13 protein-coding genes are annotated in these 18,010 nt (G+C 70.7%); 8 read left to right on the top strand and 5 right to left on the bottom strand.

The window, feature by feature from the left end; translation table 11 throughout:
* Window positions 1-94: 94 nt before the first annotated feature.
* The 3 genes from ACFYY1_RS32230 to ACFYY1_RS32220 all read left to right on the top strand — a co-directional run bounded on the left by ACFYY1_RS32230 (window position 95) and on the right by ACFYY1_RS32220 (window position 5,091).
* Window positions 95-1,462: a cytochrome P450 gene (locus ACFYY1_RS32230; protein WP_388591852.1), complete on the top strand. Its 1,368-nt coding sequence runs from the start codon at window positions 95-97 to the stop codon at window positions 1,460-1,462.
* A gap of 195 nt (window positions 1,463-1,657) precedes the next feature.
* Window positions 1,658-2,179 (top strand): DUF4232 domain-containing protein, encoded by a 522-nt coding sequence (locus tag ACFYY1_RS32225; protein ID WP_388591850.1) that lies wholly within the window; start codon window positions 1,658-1,660, stop codon window positions 2,177-2,179.
* Window positions 2,180-2,418: 239 nt separating this feature from the next.
* A complete protein-coding gene (locus tag ACFYY1_RS32220; protein ID WP_388591848.1) occupies window positions 2,419-5,091 on the top strand; it encodes a TIM-barrel domain-containing protein in 2,673 nt (890 codons plus the stop codon).
* Between the two features lie 79 nt (window positions 5,092-5,170).
* On the opposite strand, the gene ACFYY1_RS32215 is transcribed toward ACFYY1_RS32220, so the two are convergent.
* Both ACFYY1_RS32215 and ACFYY1_RS32210 read right to left on the bottom strand, forming a co-directional pair.
* Window positions 5,171-5,995 carry an SAM-dependent methyltransferase gene (locus tag ACFYY1_RS32215; protein WP_388591846.1) on the bottom strand — a complete coding sequence of 275 codons (825 nt, stop codon included), beginning with the start codon at window positions 5,993-5,995 and terminating at the stop codon, window positions 5,171-5,173.
* A 120-nt stretch (window positions 5,996-6,115) separates the two neighbouring features.
* A complete protein-coding gene (locus tag ACFYY1_RS32210) occupies window positions 6,116-6,940 on the bottom strand; it encodes an SAM-dependent methyltransferase (RefSeq protein ID WP_388591844.1) in 825 nt (274 codons plus the stop codon).
* A gap of 231 nt (window positions 6,941-7,171) precedes the next feature.
* On the opposite strand from ACFYY1_RS32210, the gene ACFYY1_RS32205 reads away from it, so the two are divergent.
* The gene (locus ACFYY1_RS32205; RefSeq protein ID WP_388591842.1) at window positions 7,172-7,663 is read left to right on the top strand and encodes a GtrA family protein; all 492 of its coding nucleotides are present in this window, start codon (window positions 7,172-7,174) and stop codon (window positions 7,661-7,663) included.
* A gap of 552 nt (window positions 7,664-8,215) precedes the next feature.
* Window positions 8,216-9,625, top strand: coding sequence for a hypothetical protein (locus tag ACFYY1_RS32200; RefSeq protein ID WP_388591840.1), 1,410 nt, complete (start codon window positions 8,216-8,218; stop codon window positions 9,623-9,625).
* Window positions 9,626-9,658: 33 nt separating this feature from the next.
* Here the strand turns inward: ACFYY1_RS32200 and ACFYY1_RS32195 are convergent, their stop codons facing one another.
* Window positions 9,659-11,791, bottom strand: a complete 2,133-nt coding sequence (locus tag ACFYY1_RS32195) for a tetratricopeptide repeat protein (protein WP_388591838.1) — start codon at window positions 11,789-11,791, stop codon at window positions 9,659-9,661.
* Window positions 11,792-12,111: 320 nt separating this feature from the next.
* Here ACFYY1_RS32195 and ACFYY1_RS32190 point away from each other — a divergent pair, with 320 nt between their 5' ends.
* Complete coding sequence (locus ACFYY1_RS32190; RefSeq protein WP_388591836.1) at window positions 12,112-13,941, top strand: AAA family ATPase; 1,830 nt, start codon at window positions 12,112-12,114, stop codon at window positions 13,939-13,941.
* 19 nt (window positions 13,942-13,960) lie between these two features.
* Here ACFYY1_RS32190 and ACFYY1_RS32185 read toward each other — a convergent pair whose 3' ends face one another.
* A complete protein-coding gene (locus ACFYY1_RS32185; RefSeq protein WP_388592064.1) occupies window positions 13,961-14,797 on the bottom strand; it encodes a maleylpyruvate isomerase family mycothiol-dependent enzyme in 837 nt (278 codons plus the stop codon).
* Window positions 14,798-14,975: 178 nt separating this feature from the next.
* Here ACFYY1_RS32185 and ACFYY1_RS32180 point away from each other — a divergent pair, with 178 nt between their 5' ends.
* Both ACFYY1_RS32180 and ACFYY1_RS32175 read left to right on the top strand, forming a co-directional pair.
* On the top strand, window positions 14,976-15,128 hold the full coding sequence (locus ACFYY1_RS32180) for a hypothetical protein (protein ID WP_388591834.1): 153 nt from the start codon (window positions 14,976-14,978) through the stop codon (window positions 15,126-15,128).
* A 1,003-nt stretch (window positions 15,129-16,131) separates the two neighbouring features.
* Window positions 16,132-16,949 (top strand): IS5 family transposase gene (locus ACFYY1_RS32175; protein ID WP_388591832.1). Its coding sequence is split into 2 segments (ribosomal slippage): window positions 16,132-16,480 and window positions 16,480-16,949, totalling 819 coding nucleotides; the frame shifts between segments, so codons are not numbered across the junction.
* Window positions 16,950-16,967: 18 nt separating this feature from the next.
* Here the strand turns inward: ACFYY1_RS32175 and ACFYY1_RS32170 are convergent.
* Window positions 16,968-17,785 (bottom strand): IS5 family transposase gene (locus tag ACFYY1_RS32170; RefSeq protein WP_388591830.1). Its coding sequence is split into 2 segments (ribosomal slippage): window positions 16,968-17,440 and window positions 17,440-17,785, totalling 819 coding nucleotides; the frame shifts between segments, so codons are not numbered across the junction.
* Window positions 17,786-18,010 lie beyond the last annotated feature (225 nt).

Here is an 18,010-nt window from a genome sequence, read left to right as displayed (position 1 = left end):
ACAAGGCCGGTGACAGTTCTCGGGGCGTGCGGTACCGCTGAAGTCAGGTCGCCGCGCACCGAATCGGGTGCGCCACAAGGGAGCGGAGACATTCATGTCCACGGAGACCGGCCCGGCCATCGACGCCGAGCCGCGGAGCCACCGGATCGTGCCGGGCCCGAAGGGGCTGCCGTTCATCGGGAATCTGCCGCAGTTCGGAAAGAACCCCCTCGCCTTCTTCGAGCGGCTGCGCTCCCACGGCGACATGGTGGGCTGGCGATTCGGCCCCAACTCCTGTGTGTACATAGCCGATCCGGAATGCATAGGCGAGCTGCTCACCGAGACGGAACGCTCCTTCGACCAGCCGGCCCTGGGAATCGCCTTCCGGACCGTGATGGGCAACGGCGTGGTGGTCGCCCGCGGCACGGACTGGCGGCGGAAGCGGTCGCTGGTGCAGCCCTCCGTACGGCCCAAGCAGGTGCGATCGTACGCGGCGACGATGGCGAGCAGCACGGTGGAGTTGGCGGACACCTGGTCGGGCGGTGAACGCGTCGACATCAAGCGGGAGATGGCGGCGCTGACCCAGCGGATCGCCGTGCGCACGATCTTCGGGGTCGACACGGCCGCCGACGCCGAGGCGATGGGCCGGGCGATGGATGTGGCGCAGCAGGAGATCGGCAAGGAGTTCGCCGGTATCGGCGCATTGCTGCCGGACTGGGTGCCGACTCCCGGCAGGGCCAGGATCAAGAAGGCCGCGGCGGTCATCGACGCCGAGGTGGGCCGGGTCGTCGCCCGCCATCGCGACGGCGGGGACGAACGCCCCGATCTGCTGAGCCGGCTGCTGACGGCGGTCGACGAGTCGGGGGAGCGCCTCACCGACCAGGAGATCCGGGACGAGACGGTCACGCTGTACATCGGCGGGCACGAGACGACCAGTTCCACCCTGGTGTGGGCCTGGTACCTGCTGGCCCGCAATCCGCGGGTGCGTGCCGCGCTCGCCGAGGAGCTGGACCGGGTGCTCGGCGACCGGGAGCCGGAGTTCGACGACTACGCGCGGCTGACGTACACCCAGTCCGTGGTCAAGGAGACGCTGCGCCTCTACCCGACGATCTGGCTGGTCACCGGTGTCGCGAAGGCCGGTGCGCAGATCGGCGGTGTGCCGATGCCGGAGGGCACCCGGGTGTGGACCAGCCAGTGGGCGACCCAGCGCGACGCGCGGTGGTTCCCCGAACCGGAGGAGTTCCGCCCCGAGCGCTGGGACCCCGAGGAGGGCGACGACATCGCGGAGTACGCCTGGTTCCCGTTCGGCGGCGGCCCGCGGGTCTGCCTGGGCGCCCGGTTCGCGATGGTCGAGTCCGTGCTGATTCTGGCCGTGCTGGCCCGCCGTTTCGAGCTGGATGTGGACCCGGGCGTCATCGAGCCGGTCCCCTCGCTCACGCTGCAGCCGGACCGGGAAGTGATGGCGACGGTCCGGGCCCGCTGACGGCGCACGGGGCGGGCCCCGGCGGCCGCACCTGTTTCCCCGGGCCCGCCCCCCCGCATCGGATATACCGAACCGATATGTCCGATGTGTCGCGAAGATCAGGGCATACGGTTCACACTGTCCATGTCGGCCGCACCGGCCGGCGGGCCGCCCGGCCCCGTACCCGCAGGCTGTCGATCCAACGGGAGAAGCACCATGCGTCTGCGCCCCGCCCTCACCGCCGCACTCGCCGTCGCGGCCACCCTGCCACTCACCGGGACCACGGCGTCGGCGACGACCGGCACCGCGAGCCGCCCGGCGACCTGCCAGGAGAAGGCCCTCGCGGTGCACGCCACACCCGGAGGACAGCGGAACACGGCCCTGATCAGCGTCGTCAACAACGGCGGCCGGGCCTGCGCGGTGGACCGTGTCCCCACGATCACGTTCCGGGGCCTCGACGGCTCCGCCGAAGTCGTCCCGCCCACCGGGAGCGGCCCGTACGAGCTGTCCCCGGGCGAGCGGGCGTACGCCGCCGTACGGACCGCCGACCCGGCGGCCGCCGAGGGGCACGTCGTCGGCAGCCTCTCCGTGGCGGCGGACCCCTCCCACCTGGGCGTCACCTTCGCTGCGGCCACCGTCGGCATGCCGGAGGGCGTCCATGTGTGGGTGCCGGTGACCACCCTGTGGCAGCACTCGCGCGCGGCGGCCGACAGCGCCCTGGCGGACGCGCTGGGGTGACGGGCAGGGCGGGGTGAGCGGCGCGCCGGGGCGGGGCGCGCCGGAGTGAAGGGCGCGCCGGGCCGGAGGGCGCGCCGAGGTGAGCTGCGACCACGGACCGTGGCCCGTGCGGGCGACGGTCCGACGCGTTGACATGCACCCGTCGTGCGGTGAATTCTGATGCTCGAATCTCCAGAGTTCCAATCACGACTGCGCAAATGTCACCTCTTTCACTGTTCGGTACGAACGGAGAACACTCCTTGCGGATACTCAAGAACCGTCCCGGCCAAGCGGCCGTCGGCACGCTGTCCGTGATCGTCCTCGCACTCACCGCCCTGACCGCCCCCGCCCCGCGGGCCCATGCCGCGGCCACGCCCTCGGGCACCCTGGACGGCGCCACGAAGACCGTCACGTGGCAGAGCCCGGTGTACGCCGAGGGAACCGTCGACTCGCCCAGCAAGTGCGGTACGGCAGCCGAGGATCCCGAGAACGCGGTCTGCGCCCGGTTCGACCTGACCGTCGACCCGCCCGAGGGCCAGTGGGACGACAACCCCGAGGGCGGCGTCCCCGTCTCCATCCGGTGGGAGACACCCACGGACGACTTCGACATGTACATCTACGACTCGGCCGGCAAGCAGGTGGCCTCCAGCGCCGGCACCGCCGACCCGGAGTCCGCGGTCGTCCCGAAGGCTTCGGGGACGTACCACGTGGTGGTCGTCCCCTACGACGTGCACAACAATTCCTTCAGCGGAAAGGCGTATCTGCCCGAGGCCACCGACGCCGGGAACCTCACCGGCCTCACCGGCTCGCACGGCAGGTACGAGATCGAGGCGGGTGCGCTCAAGGCCCGCGCCGAGTTCTTCACCGACGACACGCTGCGGCTCCAGGCATCCCCGGACGGCGTGCTCGCCGACCCGAAGGACAGCCACATGATCCGGCAGCAGCCCACCGCGCAACCGCACACCACCTCCTTCGACGCGGGCACCTATTACGGCATCCGCTCCAAGGGCGTCGTGCTGCGCGTCTACAAGAAGCCGCTGCGCCTCGGCCTCTACAAGGCCGACAACCGCACGGCCATCTGGCAGGAGGCCGATCCGCTGCGCTGGACCGGCGGCGGCATGCGGCAGAGCCTGAAGCGCGGCGCCGACGAGCAGTTCTTCGGCGGCGGTGAGCAGAACGGCAGCTTCTCCCACCGCGGCCGGCTCATGAACGTCGGCAACAACACCGACTGGAACGAGGGGGGTTACAACAACTCCCAGCCGTTCTACGTCTCCACGGCCGGCTACGGCGTGTTCCGCAACACCATGACGCCCGGTATCTACGACTTCGGCTCCCCGGTGCGGACCGGCCAGCAGGAACGGCGCCTGGACGCCTACTACTTCACCGGTGACACCAAGTCGGTCATCGGCAAGTACACCTCCCTGGTGGGCAAGCCGTTCATGCCCCCGGCGTACGGGCTGGAGCCCGGCTCCGCCGACTGCTACCTCCACAACGCCAACCGGGGCGAGCGCCACACCCTGGACGCGCTGAAGGTCTCGGACAGCTATGTGAGCAACGGGATGCCACTCGGCTGGATGCTCGTCAACGACGGCTACGGATGCGGTTACGAGAACCTGTCCCAGACGGGTGCGGGGCTCAACAAGAACCACGCCCAGCTCGGGCTCTGGACCCAGAACGGTCTGCCCGACGAGGCCGCGGAGGCCAAGGCCGGGGTACGCGTCCGCAAGCTGGACGTCGCCTGGGTCGGCGGCGGCTACGGCTTCGCGCTGGACGCCTGCGACCAGGCCAAGGCCGGCATCGAGAACAACAGCGATGCCCGCGGCTTCGTCTGGCTGCCCGTGTCCTGGGCCGGTGCGCAGCGCTGCGGTGTGCTGTGGAGCGGGGACCAGAGCCTGTCCTGGGACTTCATCCGCTGGCAGATCCCGACGTACGCCGGAGCGACCATGTCCGGCATCGCGTACAACACGGGTGACGTCGGCAGCATCTACCGTCACGACCCCGAGATGTACACCCGCGACCTCCAGTGGAAGGCGTTCCTCCCGGCCATCATGACCATGGACGGCTGGGCCAGTGACATCACCACCAAGAAGCCGCACGACCAGCAGCCGTGGCTGGACGGGGAGCCGTACACCTCCATCAACCGCAAGTACCTGATGCTGAAGGAGCGGCTGCTGCCGTACATGTACACCCTGTCGAAGGAGGCCACGAAGACCGGTGTCGGCGCGGTCCGGCCGCTCGCGCTGGAGTACCCCGACGACCCGGCGGCGCTCGGCCCGGACGCCAAGTACGAGTTCCTGGCCGGCCCCGATTTCCTGGTGGCTCCGGTGTACAGCGACACGGACGTCCGTGACGGCATCTACCTGCCGAAGGGCACCTGGACCGACTACTGGACGGGCCGGACGTACCAGGGCCCGACCACGATCGACGGCTACGAGGCGCCGCTCGACACCCTGCCGCTCTTCGTCAGGGGCGGATCGATCGTGCCGATGTGGCCCGAGGGCACCATGTCCTGGGAGTCCCGGGACCGGACCCGGCTCGGCTACGACATCCACCCGCAGGGCACCTCGCAGTACACGCTCTACGAGGACGACGGCGTGACGAGGCAGTTCGCGCAGGGCGCCTCGGCCACCCAGCACGTGCGGGTCGAGGCACCCGACCGGGGCGAGGAGGGCGGCACCACCATCAGGATCGGTGCGAGCGTGGGCAGTTACGAGGGCAAGGTGGCCACCCGCTCGTACGACCTGACCGTGCACGGTGAGCACGCGCCGTCGCAGGTCGTCATGGGCCGCAGCCGCCTGCACCGGGTGAACTCGGCGGCGGAACTCGCCGGGGCCGGATCCGGCTGGTTCACCGACCCCGCGACCGGGATCACGGAGATCAGGACACCGTCCGTCCCGACCGGGCGCGGCTTCACGGTCGAACTGAGGAAGTAACCGCAAAAGCAGCCGGCGAACGCGGCGGCGCGGGGCAGGGGGCCGTCTCCGGACGGTCCCCGGCCCCGCGTCCGTCCCGCTACGGCTTGCGGGCGACCGCACCGTAGATCGGCACCGGCTGCGTCTCCACCGGAAGCTCGCCGACACTGAGCTCGGGACGCCAGTCGACGACCGGCACCAGGCCGGGTTCGACCAGCTCCAGTCCGTCGAAGAACCGGCTGACGCCCCGGTGCGACCTCGGCACGAGCGTCACACCGCCCGCCGCGTACGAGGCCACCCCCTTCTCCACGCTCTCGGGGTCGAAGTCACCGGTGAGCTGCGACAGCACCAGACAGCTTCCGGCGGGAAGCCGCTCCGTCAACCGCTCCACCAGCTCGTACGCCCCCGGGTGCTTCCCCTCCCCGTCGTCGATGAAGTGCAGGAGAGCGATGAGGGAGAGCGCCACGGGCCGGTCGAAGTCGATGACGTCGGCGGCCAGTTCGAGGATCCTCTCCGGCTCCCGCGCATCCGCGTCGAGGTATGCCGTCGCTCCTTCGGCGCTCCCGCTCAGCAGCACCCCGGCATGGGCCAGGACGACGGGGTCGTTGTCCACGTACACGACCCGGGCGTCGGGAGCCGTGCTCTGGACGATCCGGTGCAGATTGGGCTCGGTGGGAATGCCGGAACCGATGTCCAGGAACTGCCGGATCCCCGCCTCGCCCGCGAGCCAGCGCATCGCGCGGTGCATGAACCACCGGTTGTGCCGCGCGATGCGCTTCGTGTCCGGTGAGAGCCCGGCGATCCGTCTCCCGAGCGCCTCGTCGGCGGGAAAGTTGTCCGTCCCGCCGAGAAACCAGTCGTACACCCGCGCGGGGTGCGGCCTGGTGGTGTCGATGCGGTCCGCACCGGATCCGTTCCCTGTCATCCGGCATACCCCCTGGTACTGATCAGCTGCCTGCCCCGGCATCCTGCAGCAATCGCCCGGCCGGCCGCGCGGACACGCGTGATCCGACGGCCGGCCATCCGCATCGGGCCGCGGGTCACGTCACTCCTTGACGCCGATCCCCCCGAAGGCGTCGACGTCCGCGGGCACGGTCGCGCTGTCGGCGTCGGGCCGCCACTCGCTGAGCCGTACGAAGCCGGGGTCGAGGATCCGCAGCCCGTCGAAGAGCGTGACGATCTCGTCCGGCTCGCGCACGTAGTACGGGACCGCGCCGCTCTCGATGTACGCCTTCTCCGCGGCGATCATGCCCTCGCTGGTGCGCGTGCCGTCGTACATCACGAGGTAGCTGCCTGTCGGCAGCCCCGCCATCAGCCGGCCGACCACCTCGCGGGCCCTGGCGAAGTCGTCCGCGTGACCGAGGATGCCGAGCAGCATCAGGGCCACGGGCCGGTCGAAGTCGAGCGTCTTCGCCGCCTCGGCCAGAATGCTGTCCGGGTCGTAGAGGTCGGCGTCGATGTAGTCGGTGACGCCCTCGGGCGAACTGGTCAGCAGCGCACGGGCGTGCGTCAGCACGAGCGGGTCGTTGTCGACGTACACGATGCGCGCCTCGGGCGCGATGTCCTGGGCCACCTGGTGAGTGTTGTCCGCGGTGGGCAGGCCGGTCCCGATGTCCAGGAACTGCCGGACCCCCCGCTCCTGGACGAGGTGGCTCACCGAACGCCGCAGGAACTGCCGCCCCGCCACCGCCACGTCGACCAGCCCCGGGAAGAACGCCTTGATCTGGTCACCGATCTCACGGTCGACCTCGTAGTTGTCCTTCCCGCCCACGAAGTAGTTCCAGAAGCGGGCGGAATGAGGCCTGGTGGTGTCGATCCGGTCCGACACGGACTTGGCGGGAGGGGTGACGGACGGCTGCTGCTCACTCATGGAGACCTCCGGACGCGAAAGTGATCAAGCTATGGCCTTAACCTACCTGGGCGTCGCACGAGTTATGGCCGCATACGTCACCGAACGTGTCTCCCCTGCTCGGCCCGGGGTGGGTTCCGGGTTGTTCCCCGCTCGATCCGGGCCTTATCGGGTCGCTCGAACGGCGCCGAATCCGTAGGTTCTGGGGTGGAGTCGATCCACCGTCCCCCCAGAACGTCCGGAGGCCCGCCAGTGACCGCCCCAACGCGTCCACGGACGCGCGCCCTTCGGCCGATCCTCGCGGCCTTCGCGCGGTTCGTCGTGTGCGGTGGCGGGGTCGGGCTGGCGTCGAGCGCGGCGGTGGTGCCGCTCAGCGCGCGTATGCCGATGGCCGTCGCGAACGCGCTGGTCACCGTCGTCTCCACGGTCGTCGCGACCGAGTTGCACCGACGGATCTCGTTCCGCAGCGAACGCGGGGGGTGGCGGGTCCATCTCCAGTCCGGGGCGACGGTCGCCGTGAGCTACGCGTTCACGACGGGGGCGCTGCTCTGCCTGTTCGCCGTGCGACCCGCCGCCTCGCCCCTGCTCGCGCAGACGGTCTATCTGTCGGCGTCCGCTCTGGCGGGGGCCGGCCGGTTCGTGTTGCTGCGCGTCGTCGTCTTCGGCAACCGCACCCGCAGGCGGCGCGGCCGTGCCCCGCACGACGACGCACTGGGCAAGTCCTCGGTCGCCATGGCCGTGTGACGCCCCCTCGGTGGCCGGACCGGCGATCGTGCTGGTTGACTGGCGTGGCCGGTCGCACGGGCGACACGGAGCCCGCGGGCGGGCCGGGGCGGATGAGGGGCGTGCGGATGGAGTACGGGCGGGCCGGGTGGGTCCGGGTGCCGGTGGGGGACGACGCCGCGCGGTGGACGACCCGGGGCGAGTGCCTGCGGGTGCTCGTCGTCGTGCACAACGTGACCGCCGCGACACGGCTGCTCGATGTACTGCCCCTGTTCCACGATGACCTGCGGGTCCAGTTGCTGGCGACCTGCACGGGCTCCTCGGCGTTCGCGGCCGGCACCGCCGAGCTGCTGGCCGACACGGGGGTGCCGGTGCTGCCGTGGGAGCAGGCGGTCGAGACCAGGGTGGACCTGGTCGTCTCCGCCAGCTTCGGCGGCCAACTGGAGGCATTCACCGGGAAGTTGGCCGTCCTTTCGCACGGCGTTGGATATACTAAGAGGCTGGCAATACCGGATACCGGATACCGGATACCGGATACCGGATACCGGATCGGGGGCGGGGGCGCCTGCGCCCGTGTTCGGGCTCGCGCCTTCGTGGCTGCTGTCGAGCCGGGGCACTCCCGTCGCGGACGCGCTCGTGCTCTCCCACCCCGAGCAGTTCGAGCGCTTGCGCACCGCCTGCCCCGAGGCCGCACCCACCGCCGTGCTCGCCGGAGACCCCTGCTTCGACCGGATGCTCGCCGCACGGCCCCGCCGCGAACGCTTCCGCCGCGCGTTGGGAGTGCGGCCCGGTCAGCGGCTCGTCCTGCTCAACTCGACCTGGAACTCCGAGTCGCTCTTCGGCGACGGGGCCGAGGTCCCGGGGGACGGCTGGTGCGGAGGTGATGTGGTCGCCGCCCTGCTGGACCGGGTCGCCGACGAGTTCCCCGTGGACGAGTACCGGTTCGCGGCCGTGCTCCACCCCAACATCTGGCACGGGCACGGCCCCGGTCAGATCCGCGCCTGGCTCGATCGCGCGCGGCGCGGCGGGCTGGCGCTGATCGATCCGCTGACGGGATGGCGGCAGGCCCTGCTGGCGGCCGACGCCGTGATCGGTGACCACGGATCCGTCACCTTCTACGCGGCCGCCCTCGGCACCCCGGTGCTCCTGGGCGCCGTGCCCCTCCACGCCCTGGACCCCGACGCGCCGATCTCCGCGTTCATGCGGGAGGCACCGAGGCTCGACCCCGACGCGTCCCTGGCGACACAGATCGATGAAGTCATCGGCTCTCACCGGCCGTTGCCCGGACCCGCCGAGTTCACCACCTCCGTGCCGGGCGAATCCGCGGTCCGGCTCCGGCGGCTCTTCTACTCGATGATGGGGACGCCGGAGCCCGGCCGGCCCGCCTCGCTGGAACCGCTCCCGCTGCCCCGGTACGAGGCCGGAACGGTCACCGTGCCGTTGCGGGTCCTGACCCGGGTGCTCGGGCCGGGAGAGGTCGCGGTCAGCCGGTGGGCGGGGCAGCGGTCCGGCCCGGGGCCGGATCACGGTGGCGAACTGCACGTCGCCGTGCACGAGGACACCCGCGAGGTGGACCGGCTGGAGCTGGCCGACGTCATCTTCCGGGACGGCGAACCCGACGATCCGCGCTTCGGCTCGCCGTCGCTCTGGACCGCCGAGGTGCTCCGCCGCCACCGGGGCTGCTCCCTGGCGGCCTATGCGACCGGCCCGTCCGAGTGCGTGGTCCGGGTACGCGGCGAGGAGCCGCTGCGGATGGTGGCGGTGCCCGGCGCCGGTACGGCCGATACGGAGGACGTGTCCGGCGCGGACCCTGCCGCGTACGCCTCCGCCCTGCACGCCTGGCTGGCCGCGGACGGCCCGGAGGCCGTCACCGTCCGGGCGAGGCTGGCGCGGGCCATGACCGACGGGCTCGTCCTGCGGACGGGCGACCGGCTCCATCGCGTACGCGTCACTCCTCTCACGCCACCTGACCCGGCCGGCTAGACGAACCGCGGCCCGAGATTCCCGGGTACGCGCTCAGGCGGCAACGCAGCGCTCCCGCAGGGTTCGCAGATGCGCCAGGTGGTACGTCGCACGCTGACCGTCGAGGGTGGTGATCGCCACTTCGACCAGCGGGAGCGCCGCCCCGGTGTCCTCCTCGTCCAGGCAGGTCTCGGCGAGATCCGTGAGGGTCCGGGCCGTGTTGTACGTGTCGCCGCTCGACCGGAAGTACGACAGCGCCGTCTCCAGCCTCCGCCGGGCCTCCTCGCGTCGGCCCAGACCGCGCAGCGCCCGTCCGCGATGGCGCTCCAGCAAGGCCTCGGCGCGCGGCACGTCGCGCGTCCCCTCGTCCTGCCCGCCCATGGTGCTCAGGACGGCGCCGGCCTCCTCGAAGCAGTCGTACGCCTCCTGGTACCGCCACTGCCGCAGTCGCAGCAGCCCCAGGAACTCGACGGCCGAGGCATGTCCCCGCTTGTGGCCCGCCGCCTCCTCCGCCCGAGCCGCCGCCCGAGCCTGCTCCCCCGCCTCCTGCCAGCGCATCGACTCGGTGAGCGAGTGGGCGAGTTGGGCGTGCAGCGCTCCGGCGTCGGGACTCGTGGGCCGATGGGTGTCCACCAGGCGCGTGCCGATACGGAGGGCCGGCAGCAGCATCTCGTGGTGGCCGGCCTTGAGCTGGAGCGGCCACAGGGAACGGCACAGGCGTACGGCGGTGTCCGGGTCGCCGGACTCCTCGGCGCAGCGCACCGCCTCGACCAGGTTGCCCGATTCCACGAGCAGCGCGTCGAGGGCGGCGCCCCGGTCCGCGTACGTCCGCCCGGCACGGTCCTCGGCGGGCGCGGGGACCCGCCAGCTCTCCGGGAGCGCCTGGTGCGCGGCCGATTCGGCCAGGTCGGCGTAGGCGCTCAGGGTGCGGGCGAGCGCCGCGGAGCACGCCGCGATCCCGTCGTCCCGGACCGCCGCCGCCTCGGCGTGCGCACGGACCGCGAGGCGGTAGTGGTAGCGGCCGCTGCCGGCCGCTCCGGAGCCCCGTTCCAGCAGCATCCGGTCGGCCAGGTCCTCCAGGAGTCCGGCCGTCGGGTCGGGGTCCTGGCCGGTGGTCCGGGCGGCCGTGGCGGCGTCGAAGGCGGGCCAGTCGCGCAGCGCCATCAGCCGGTACAGCCGGGCGGATTCCGGCGTCAGGAGCCGGTAGTTGTCCTCGGCGGCGCCCCGGACCGGGTCGCTGTCCGCCTCGGCGCGACGTGGCGGAAGGGTGGGCGCGGAAAGCTGGTGCGCCGCCGCGCGCAGGGCGTACGGCGACCCGCCGCAGCGCTGGAGCAGCGAAGGCAGGGTGGCGCGGGCGGCGGCGACCGTGGACTTGTCGGTGATGTCGGTGAGCAGCCGCACCGCGTCCCGGTCCGAGAGCGGGCCGACGGGCACCCGTACGGCGTCGATGCCGGTGAAGGGCGCGCGGGCGACCAGGATCGTGAACACCCCGGGTGCCGAGGTGAGGAACGGCCGCACCTGCGAGGAGGAGTACGCGTGGTCGAGCACGATCAGGAGTCTCAGGTCCGCCACGCGGTGGTGGAAGAACTCGCCGAGCTCATCGGTCCCGGTCGGCATCTCCTCGTCCGGCACCCGCAGTTGGCGCAGCAGGGCACGCAGTACGGTTCCGACGTCGCGCGCGCCACCGGCTCCACGGCCCCCGAGGTCGGCGTAGATCTGGCCGTCCGGGAAGAGGCGGGTCGGCTGTGCGCCGAAGTGCACGGCGAGGGTGCTGGAACCCATGCCGTCCGGACCGTGCACCAGGGCGAGCCGGGGCCGCCCGTCCGGGCGGCGGGACGCCTCCCGCTGGAGTTGTTTCAGTGCCTCCTTGCGATCCGTGAAGAACCTTATGGAGGCGGGGAGGTTCGACCGCGCGGCCCGGCCCGGGGCGGGCTCGCGGCGCATGCGGGTGGCGAACGAGGTCCAGGAGGCGGCGAGTTGCGGATCGGTGCGGATCCGGTCGTGGACCATGCGGGCCACGTCGTCCCGTTCGTCCGGGGCCTCCGGCGCGGGGACCTCGCGGCCGACGATTCTCCGCACGACACCACCGGTGGATTCCCAGGCCCATTTGCCGGCCTCGTTGGCCATTCCCGAGCCGACCGCACCGAGCACCGCCGAAATCGCCGCCACCGAAGTGGGATCGAGCATGTCGCGCACTCCTCGTTCCCGGTGTTCCGCGCGGTGCGCCCTCCCCGGCACCGTCGCTGTCACCGTGCGGAGCAACGTTAGCGTCAGACGGGCCCACTCCCCCGGACATCGCGGGGTGATCGACGGTGCCGGCGTGCGCCAACCATCCAACTGTCCTGAAAGCGACCCTTTTCGTCGGCGCCCGGCCGGGCTCGGAGTGTGTTCACCGGCCGCCACGTCGTGCTGGGTATCTTGGATATCCTGGCGGTTGTTCCAGGTCGTCACGGCGAGCCCCGTCGGCCGTCGGCGCGCGGGCCGGGGGCCCGTCGAGGGGAGTAACGGTGCAGGGAACAGCCGCAGGCCGGGGTTCGCCCAGGAAGACCGAGCAGGCTTGGCAGCAGGCAGTGGTCCTGTTGAACCAGGGCAACGAGGCGGCCGCCGCCGAGCGGTTCTCGTTCGCCGCCGCGCACGATCCCCTGGCCGCGGACGCATGGCTGGGGCTGCATGCGACCGGGCAGCGTCAGAAGGAGGCGCTGGACGGCATGGTCCGGGCGTCCGGCTTCTTCGGCGCGTTGCGTTCGAAGTTCGGGATGCCGCTGCGGTCCCGGTTCCAGCTCGGCCACTACGTCACGTTCCGGCTGGAGAACGCCCGTGACCTCTGGGTGGCGGCCATGACCTCGCTGCTGGACGAAGGCAAGCTCGACGAGGCCTGGGCCGGGCTGTCCACGGCCCAACTGGACTGCGACGAGACCCGGTTCGTCTGTACGCGATATGCCTTCCTCAAGGAGGACTGGGCCCTCGTGCTCCGTTTCGCCCCGGGCATCCGTGACGCGTTCCTGCACGACGAGGCGCAGCTGTACGTGGGGGCGGCGCTGTTCGCGCAGGGGGTCTGCCACGAGGCCCTGAACGTGCTGGCGGAGCTGCCGAAGAAGCTGGAGGCGGGGAGCCGTTTCGACGCGGAGGTCAAGTACTTCATGGGCCGGTCCCTGGAGTCGCTGGGCCGGCCGGAGGAGGCGCTGAGGCGGTACCAGTACGCGTTCCGGTGCGCACCGAACCTCTTGGACGTGAACGTACGGGCGCAGGCGCGTTCCACGGCTCCGACGGCTTCGTCCGTGGCCGGGGAGTCCCCCGCGCCCTCGTCCCCGCCCCCTTCCCCGGTGGGGCCCCCGCCGCCCCGCACGGCCGCGCCCTCCCCCGTACCCGCCGCACCCGCTGTCCCGGTGGCCGCTCCGGGCGGCGGGCCGGACTCCGCGTCGGCGGAGACGGACGGGACGGGCGGGCTGTCCCGGGAGGAGATGGCGCGTCTGCTCGCGGAGGCCCAGCAGGCGCTGGACGGCATGATCGGTCTGGAGCCGGTGAAGCGGCAGGTGCTCACGCTGATCGCGCAGCTGCGCATGGCGGCGCTCCGCGAGGAGCAGGGCCTGCCCAGTGGTGCCCGGCCCCGGCACTTCGTCTTCGCGGGACCGCCCGGCACCGGCAAGACCACCGTCGCCCGCATCATCGGCAAGGTCTTCGCCGGGCTGGGGCTGCTGCGGTCCGGCCATGTCGTCGAGGCGCAGCGCGTCGATCTCGTCGGGCAACACCTCGGCTCCACCGCGATCAAGACCAGCAAGGTCATCGACTCCGCCCTGAACGGCGTGCTGTTCATCGACGAGGCGTACGCCCTGTCCAACAGCGGGTACAGCGGTGGCGACGCGTTCGGCGACGAGGCGCTCCAGGTGCTCCTGAAGCGGGCCGAGGACGACCGGGACCGGCTCGTCGTCGTACTCGCCGGATACCGCGAGGAGATGACCGGTCTGCTCGCCGCCAACCCGGGTCTGGTGTCCCGGTTCAACACCCGTGTCGACTTCCCCTCCTACTCCGCGCAGGAGCTGCTCCTGATCGCCCGGTCCGTCCTGTCCGGTCAGGGCGACGAACCCGACGAGGGGGCGGCGGCCGCACTCGGCTCCTTCTTCGCCTCGGCCGTGGAGGGAGGCATGGCCGACACCCTGGGCAACGCCCGCTTCGCCCGTGAGCTCTGCCAGAAGGCCGCCGCGCAACGGGATCTGCGTCTGTACGCCGAACACTCGGGCGGGACGACGCCCACCAGGCAGGAGATCGTCACCGTGCTCACCGAGGACGTGACGGCGGCGCACCAGGAGCTCATGGAGTCCCACGGGAACCCGGCGTAGGGCGGGCCCGTCCGGCGGATCAGGGGGCCTTGAACAGCCTGGGGAACCGGGGTGCGAGCCAGGGCTTGCGGCCCCGGGCGAACACCCGGCCCCGGGCCATGGCACCCCATGGGTCGACGCGGCCGAGCGCCATCAGGAAGAAGGTGACCGGCTCGATGAGGATGGTGCAGTCCGGGCGGGCCGGCGGTCGGGGAGTGACGGTCACGGCGCCGTCGGTGAACGTGACACCGAATCGGGCGCCGCCCCACAGACGGATCGCGTAGCAGGCGGTGAGCCCCGCGGTGGTGGTGGCATCGGTGACCCGGGGCATCGCCGTGATCAGGAACGGCAGGGACAGTTCGACGCGGGTGCGGTCGATCATGTGGGGCCGCCTCCGCGCACGGGCGAGGTCGTAGCCGTGGCCGAGCATGTGCGTCAGGAGGTACGAGCCGAGCACCGCCCGGCTCATCGGCCCCAGCGGCGTGACCACGGTTCCGGCCGCGTCATCGGTCCCGGTGCCGTCCGTCGCGCACCGCTCGACGGCGGCGAGGTAGGCGTCCGTATGCGCCACGATCATCTCCGCCAGCGGCTCGCCACCCCGCTCGTCGAACTCCGCGAGCGCGCGCTCGTTGGCGGCGGCCAGGCTCTGCGGCGTCCCGTCCCCGTAGCGGCGTTCCCGCCCGGCCGCGAGGTCGGCCATCAGCTCGTTGGCCTGCGCCAGATGTGCCGCGGCCTCCCCGGCGGTCCACTCCGACCGGGGCACCGGAACGCCGGTGTCGGCGAACCCGCGGACCACCGCCGCGATGTCCTCGGCGGTGGACCGCAGGGCGTCACCCAGCCCTGCGGGCAGTGTGCCCCGTGCGTCGCGTCCGGTCACTGGTTCCACGCTTCTCCCCACCTCGGCCGAACCCGCTCCGGCCGAACCCACTGCGCCGAACTTACCCATTCGTACGGTCGTGGCAAGTCTGCGGGCATCCAATGTCTACCCATGGGTAACTCCTCCTGCTTTGATGGGCGGCACCATCTTCCGCCCCTCCCCCGCACGAGGAGATCCTGTGCCGAATCCCGCGATCCGCCGCATCTCCGGCGCGACTCTGGCCGCCGCGCTCGCCGCGGCGACGCTGGCCGCCAACGCACGTCAGGCATCGGCGGCCGGGACTCCGTCGCTGCGCGTCCTCATGTACAACGCGTTCAGCAAGACTGGCTGACTGTATCTGCGGAGATGCGGGGGCTCATGAACGGGTTGGGGCTGACTGTCGACCGCCACGGGTTCAAGACGGCAACGAAGTTCGGGGACGCTGTTTGATACCTCGCGCCGAGTACTCAAGAGCCCGCAGGCACTTCTCACCGCGTTGTCAGCCATGCCGTGAGCGCTGACCCTCCGAGGGTGACCAGCGCCGTGAAAAGGCGCACTGGTGCGCGCTGAACAGTCAGATGGAATCCGCCAACTCGGATGTCAACTGCGGGGGCCCTGTGGTCGGTGTCCATGGGCTGCTCCTCCCTCGCGCTCTCAGCCGGTCTGCGAGCCGTGGTGGAACGTAGCGCGGGCGGTGGGGTGCACGTCTACCGTGATGCCATTGGTAGACCCTGGATCCTGGATTGCCGTGGGGAGTCCCTTCGGATCAGCGACATCAGGACCCCGCTGACCTGCGGAACGAAAGTAGCCGACGACCTGCGGAACGGAAGTAGCCGAACCGTCGCTACCGCCCTTACGGCAGGTCAGGCAGCTTACTGATCGTATCCACGCCTCAGGAAATTAGGCGGCTCCCCCATGCACCGCAGACCCCGCCCCCTTGCTCTGTCCCCAACTGACCGGAACTGACGGCGACGTCAGCGCGAGGTGAGCCATGCGGCCACGGCGCCGCCTCCGGCCGTGGTGAGGGTTGCCACCAACCATCCGGGGACACGCTGAAGCGTCATATGGAACCCGCCACAGCGGAGTTCGAACGCGGGGCGGTTCGGCATAAGGGTCTCTTTTCATCGGTGGAGTCGCGTTCGGACATGACAGCAAAGGTCGCCATGTCGTGTGGATCTTGGTGGATAACTTGCGAGTTGGGTATATCTCGGCGCCGCGACGTCAGTACATACGCACATGCCGGGCCCGGGTAACCCCCATGGTGGGGGGCCCATGATGGGGGTTACCCCACGCAGACGGCCCACTTCTTGCAGCTAAGACCGTGTCCTAAGTGGTGATCACTCGTTGGGCTGTTCATGGGGCGGGATACGTGGAGTTGGATTGTTCCGGACGGGCTGTGGGAGATCGCGAAGCCGCTGATCCCGCCGTCGAGGGTGCGTCCGCAGGGCGGCGGGACGCAGGACACGCCTGATGAGACGCTGTTCGCGGCGATCGTCTATGTGCTGGTGAGCGGGTGTGCCTGGCGGGCTCTGCCGCCATGTTTCGGGGTCTCGAAGTCGACTGCCCACCGGCGTTTCGTCATCTGGTCCAGGGCCGGTGTCTGGGGCCGGCTGCACGAGGCGGTGCTCGACCGCATCGACGAGTGCGGCCTGCTCGACGTGACCCGCGTGGTCCTGGACTCCGCCCACGTACGGGCCAAAAAAGGGGCGAACTCACAGGCCCGAGCCCCGTGGACCGGGGTAAACCGGGTTCCAAGATGCACGTCCTGTCGGACGCGAACGGACTGCCCCTGGTCGTCGGCATCTCCGCCGCCAACACCCACGACAGCCACGGCCTGAAGCCCATGGTGGCCGGTCTCCAAACGAGACACGACCCCCACCGCGGCTGGCACTACAATCCCCGCAAGCTCCACGCCGACAAGGCATACGATATCCCCGACCTGCGGAGATGGCTCCGCGGCAAACGTATCGGCGTCCGCATAGCCCGCAAAGGAATCGAATCCAGCGAACGGCTCGGACGCCGCAGATGGGTCATCGAACGCACCATGTCGTGGCTGACCGGCTACCGCCGACTCAACCACCGCTACGAACGCCACCCCCGCAACTACCTGGCCTTCCTCGGCCTCGCCGCCACCCTCTGCTGCTACAAACGACTGGTCCGACTCACCACATAGGACACGGTCTAAGAGGTCCTAACAAAGGCGTTGGACGTGTCGGTGTGTGATGAGGCAGGTGGCGAGGCCGAGGAAGGCTTCGTGGATGTCGTCGCGTCGTTCCCAGCGGATACGGAGTCGGCGGAAGCCGTGGAGCCAGGCGATGGTCCGCTCGACGACCCAGCGATGGATACCCAGTCCCGATCCGTGTGGGACACCGCGGCGAGCGATCACCGGTTTGACGCCCGTCGCCCAGACCTGACGGCGGTACTTGTCGTGGTCGTAGCCTCGGTCGCCGAGGAGCGCGTCCGGTCGCCTTCGCGGTCGCCCGACCCTCCCGGCGACAGGCGGAATCTTCGCGAGCAGGGGCATCAACTGCGTGACGTCGTTGCGGTTGCCGCCGGTCAGCGACACGGCGAGTGGGATGCCCTGCCCGTCGACCAGGACGTGGTGCTTGCTGCCCGGCCGGGCTCGGTCGACCGGGCTGGGCCCGCTTTTGGGCCCCGTCGAGCGGCCCGGACATGGGAGGAGTCGATCACCGCCCGGGACCAGTCCAGCTGCTTTGCCGCCCGCAGCTTTGTCAGCAGAACGACATGCAGCCGGTCCCACACACCGGCCTCGTTCCACGCGGCCAGGCGCCGCCAGCACGTCATGCCTGATCCGAAGCCAAGCTCCTGGGGCAGGTACTCCCACTGGATGCCGGTATGGAGCACGAACAGGATCCCGCACAGCGCCTGCCGGTCAGGCACCCGCGGACGCCCCGCCACCAGCTTCGGGGCCGGGACCGGCAGCAACGGCTCGATCAACAGCCACAGTTCGTCCGAAACGACCCACGGTCGAGAGTTCCTCTTCCCCACGAACAGACCAACGAGCGGCCAAGCCGACAGTCACACCATCAACGCCTTCTGTTAGGGCCTCTAAGGGCTTGCCGGGAAACAAGTCGTGGCTTCCAGCTGTGGGGCTCGTTGTTCTGGTATGGGGAGACCAGAGGGGATCGAGAACGTCCTGGCGGCGAAGTTCCAGGCGTTGTTGCCGCATCTGGACGAGCGTCAGCGTCGACTGGCCATAGGGGCGGAAGCGCT

The organism is Streptomyces sp. NPDC001890, from assembly GCF_042891445.1.
GTDB lineage: Bacteria > Actinomycetota > Actinomycetes > Streptomycetales > Streptomycetaceae > Streptomyces.
This window is presented reverse-complemented; position numbering and strand designations above follow the sequence as displayed.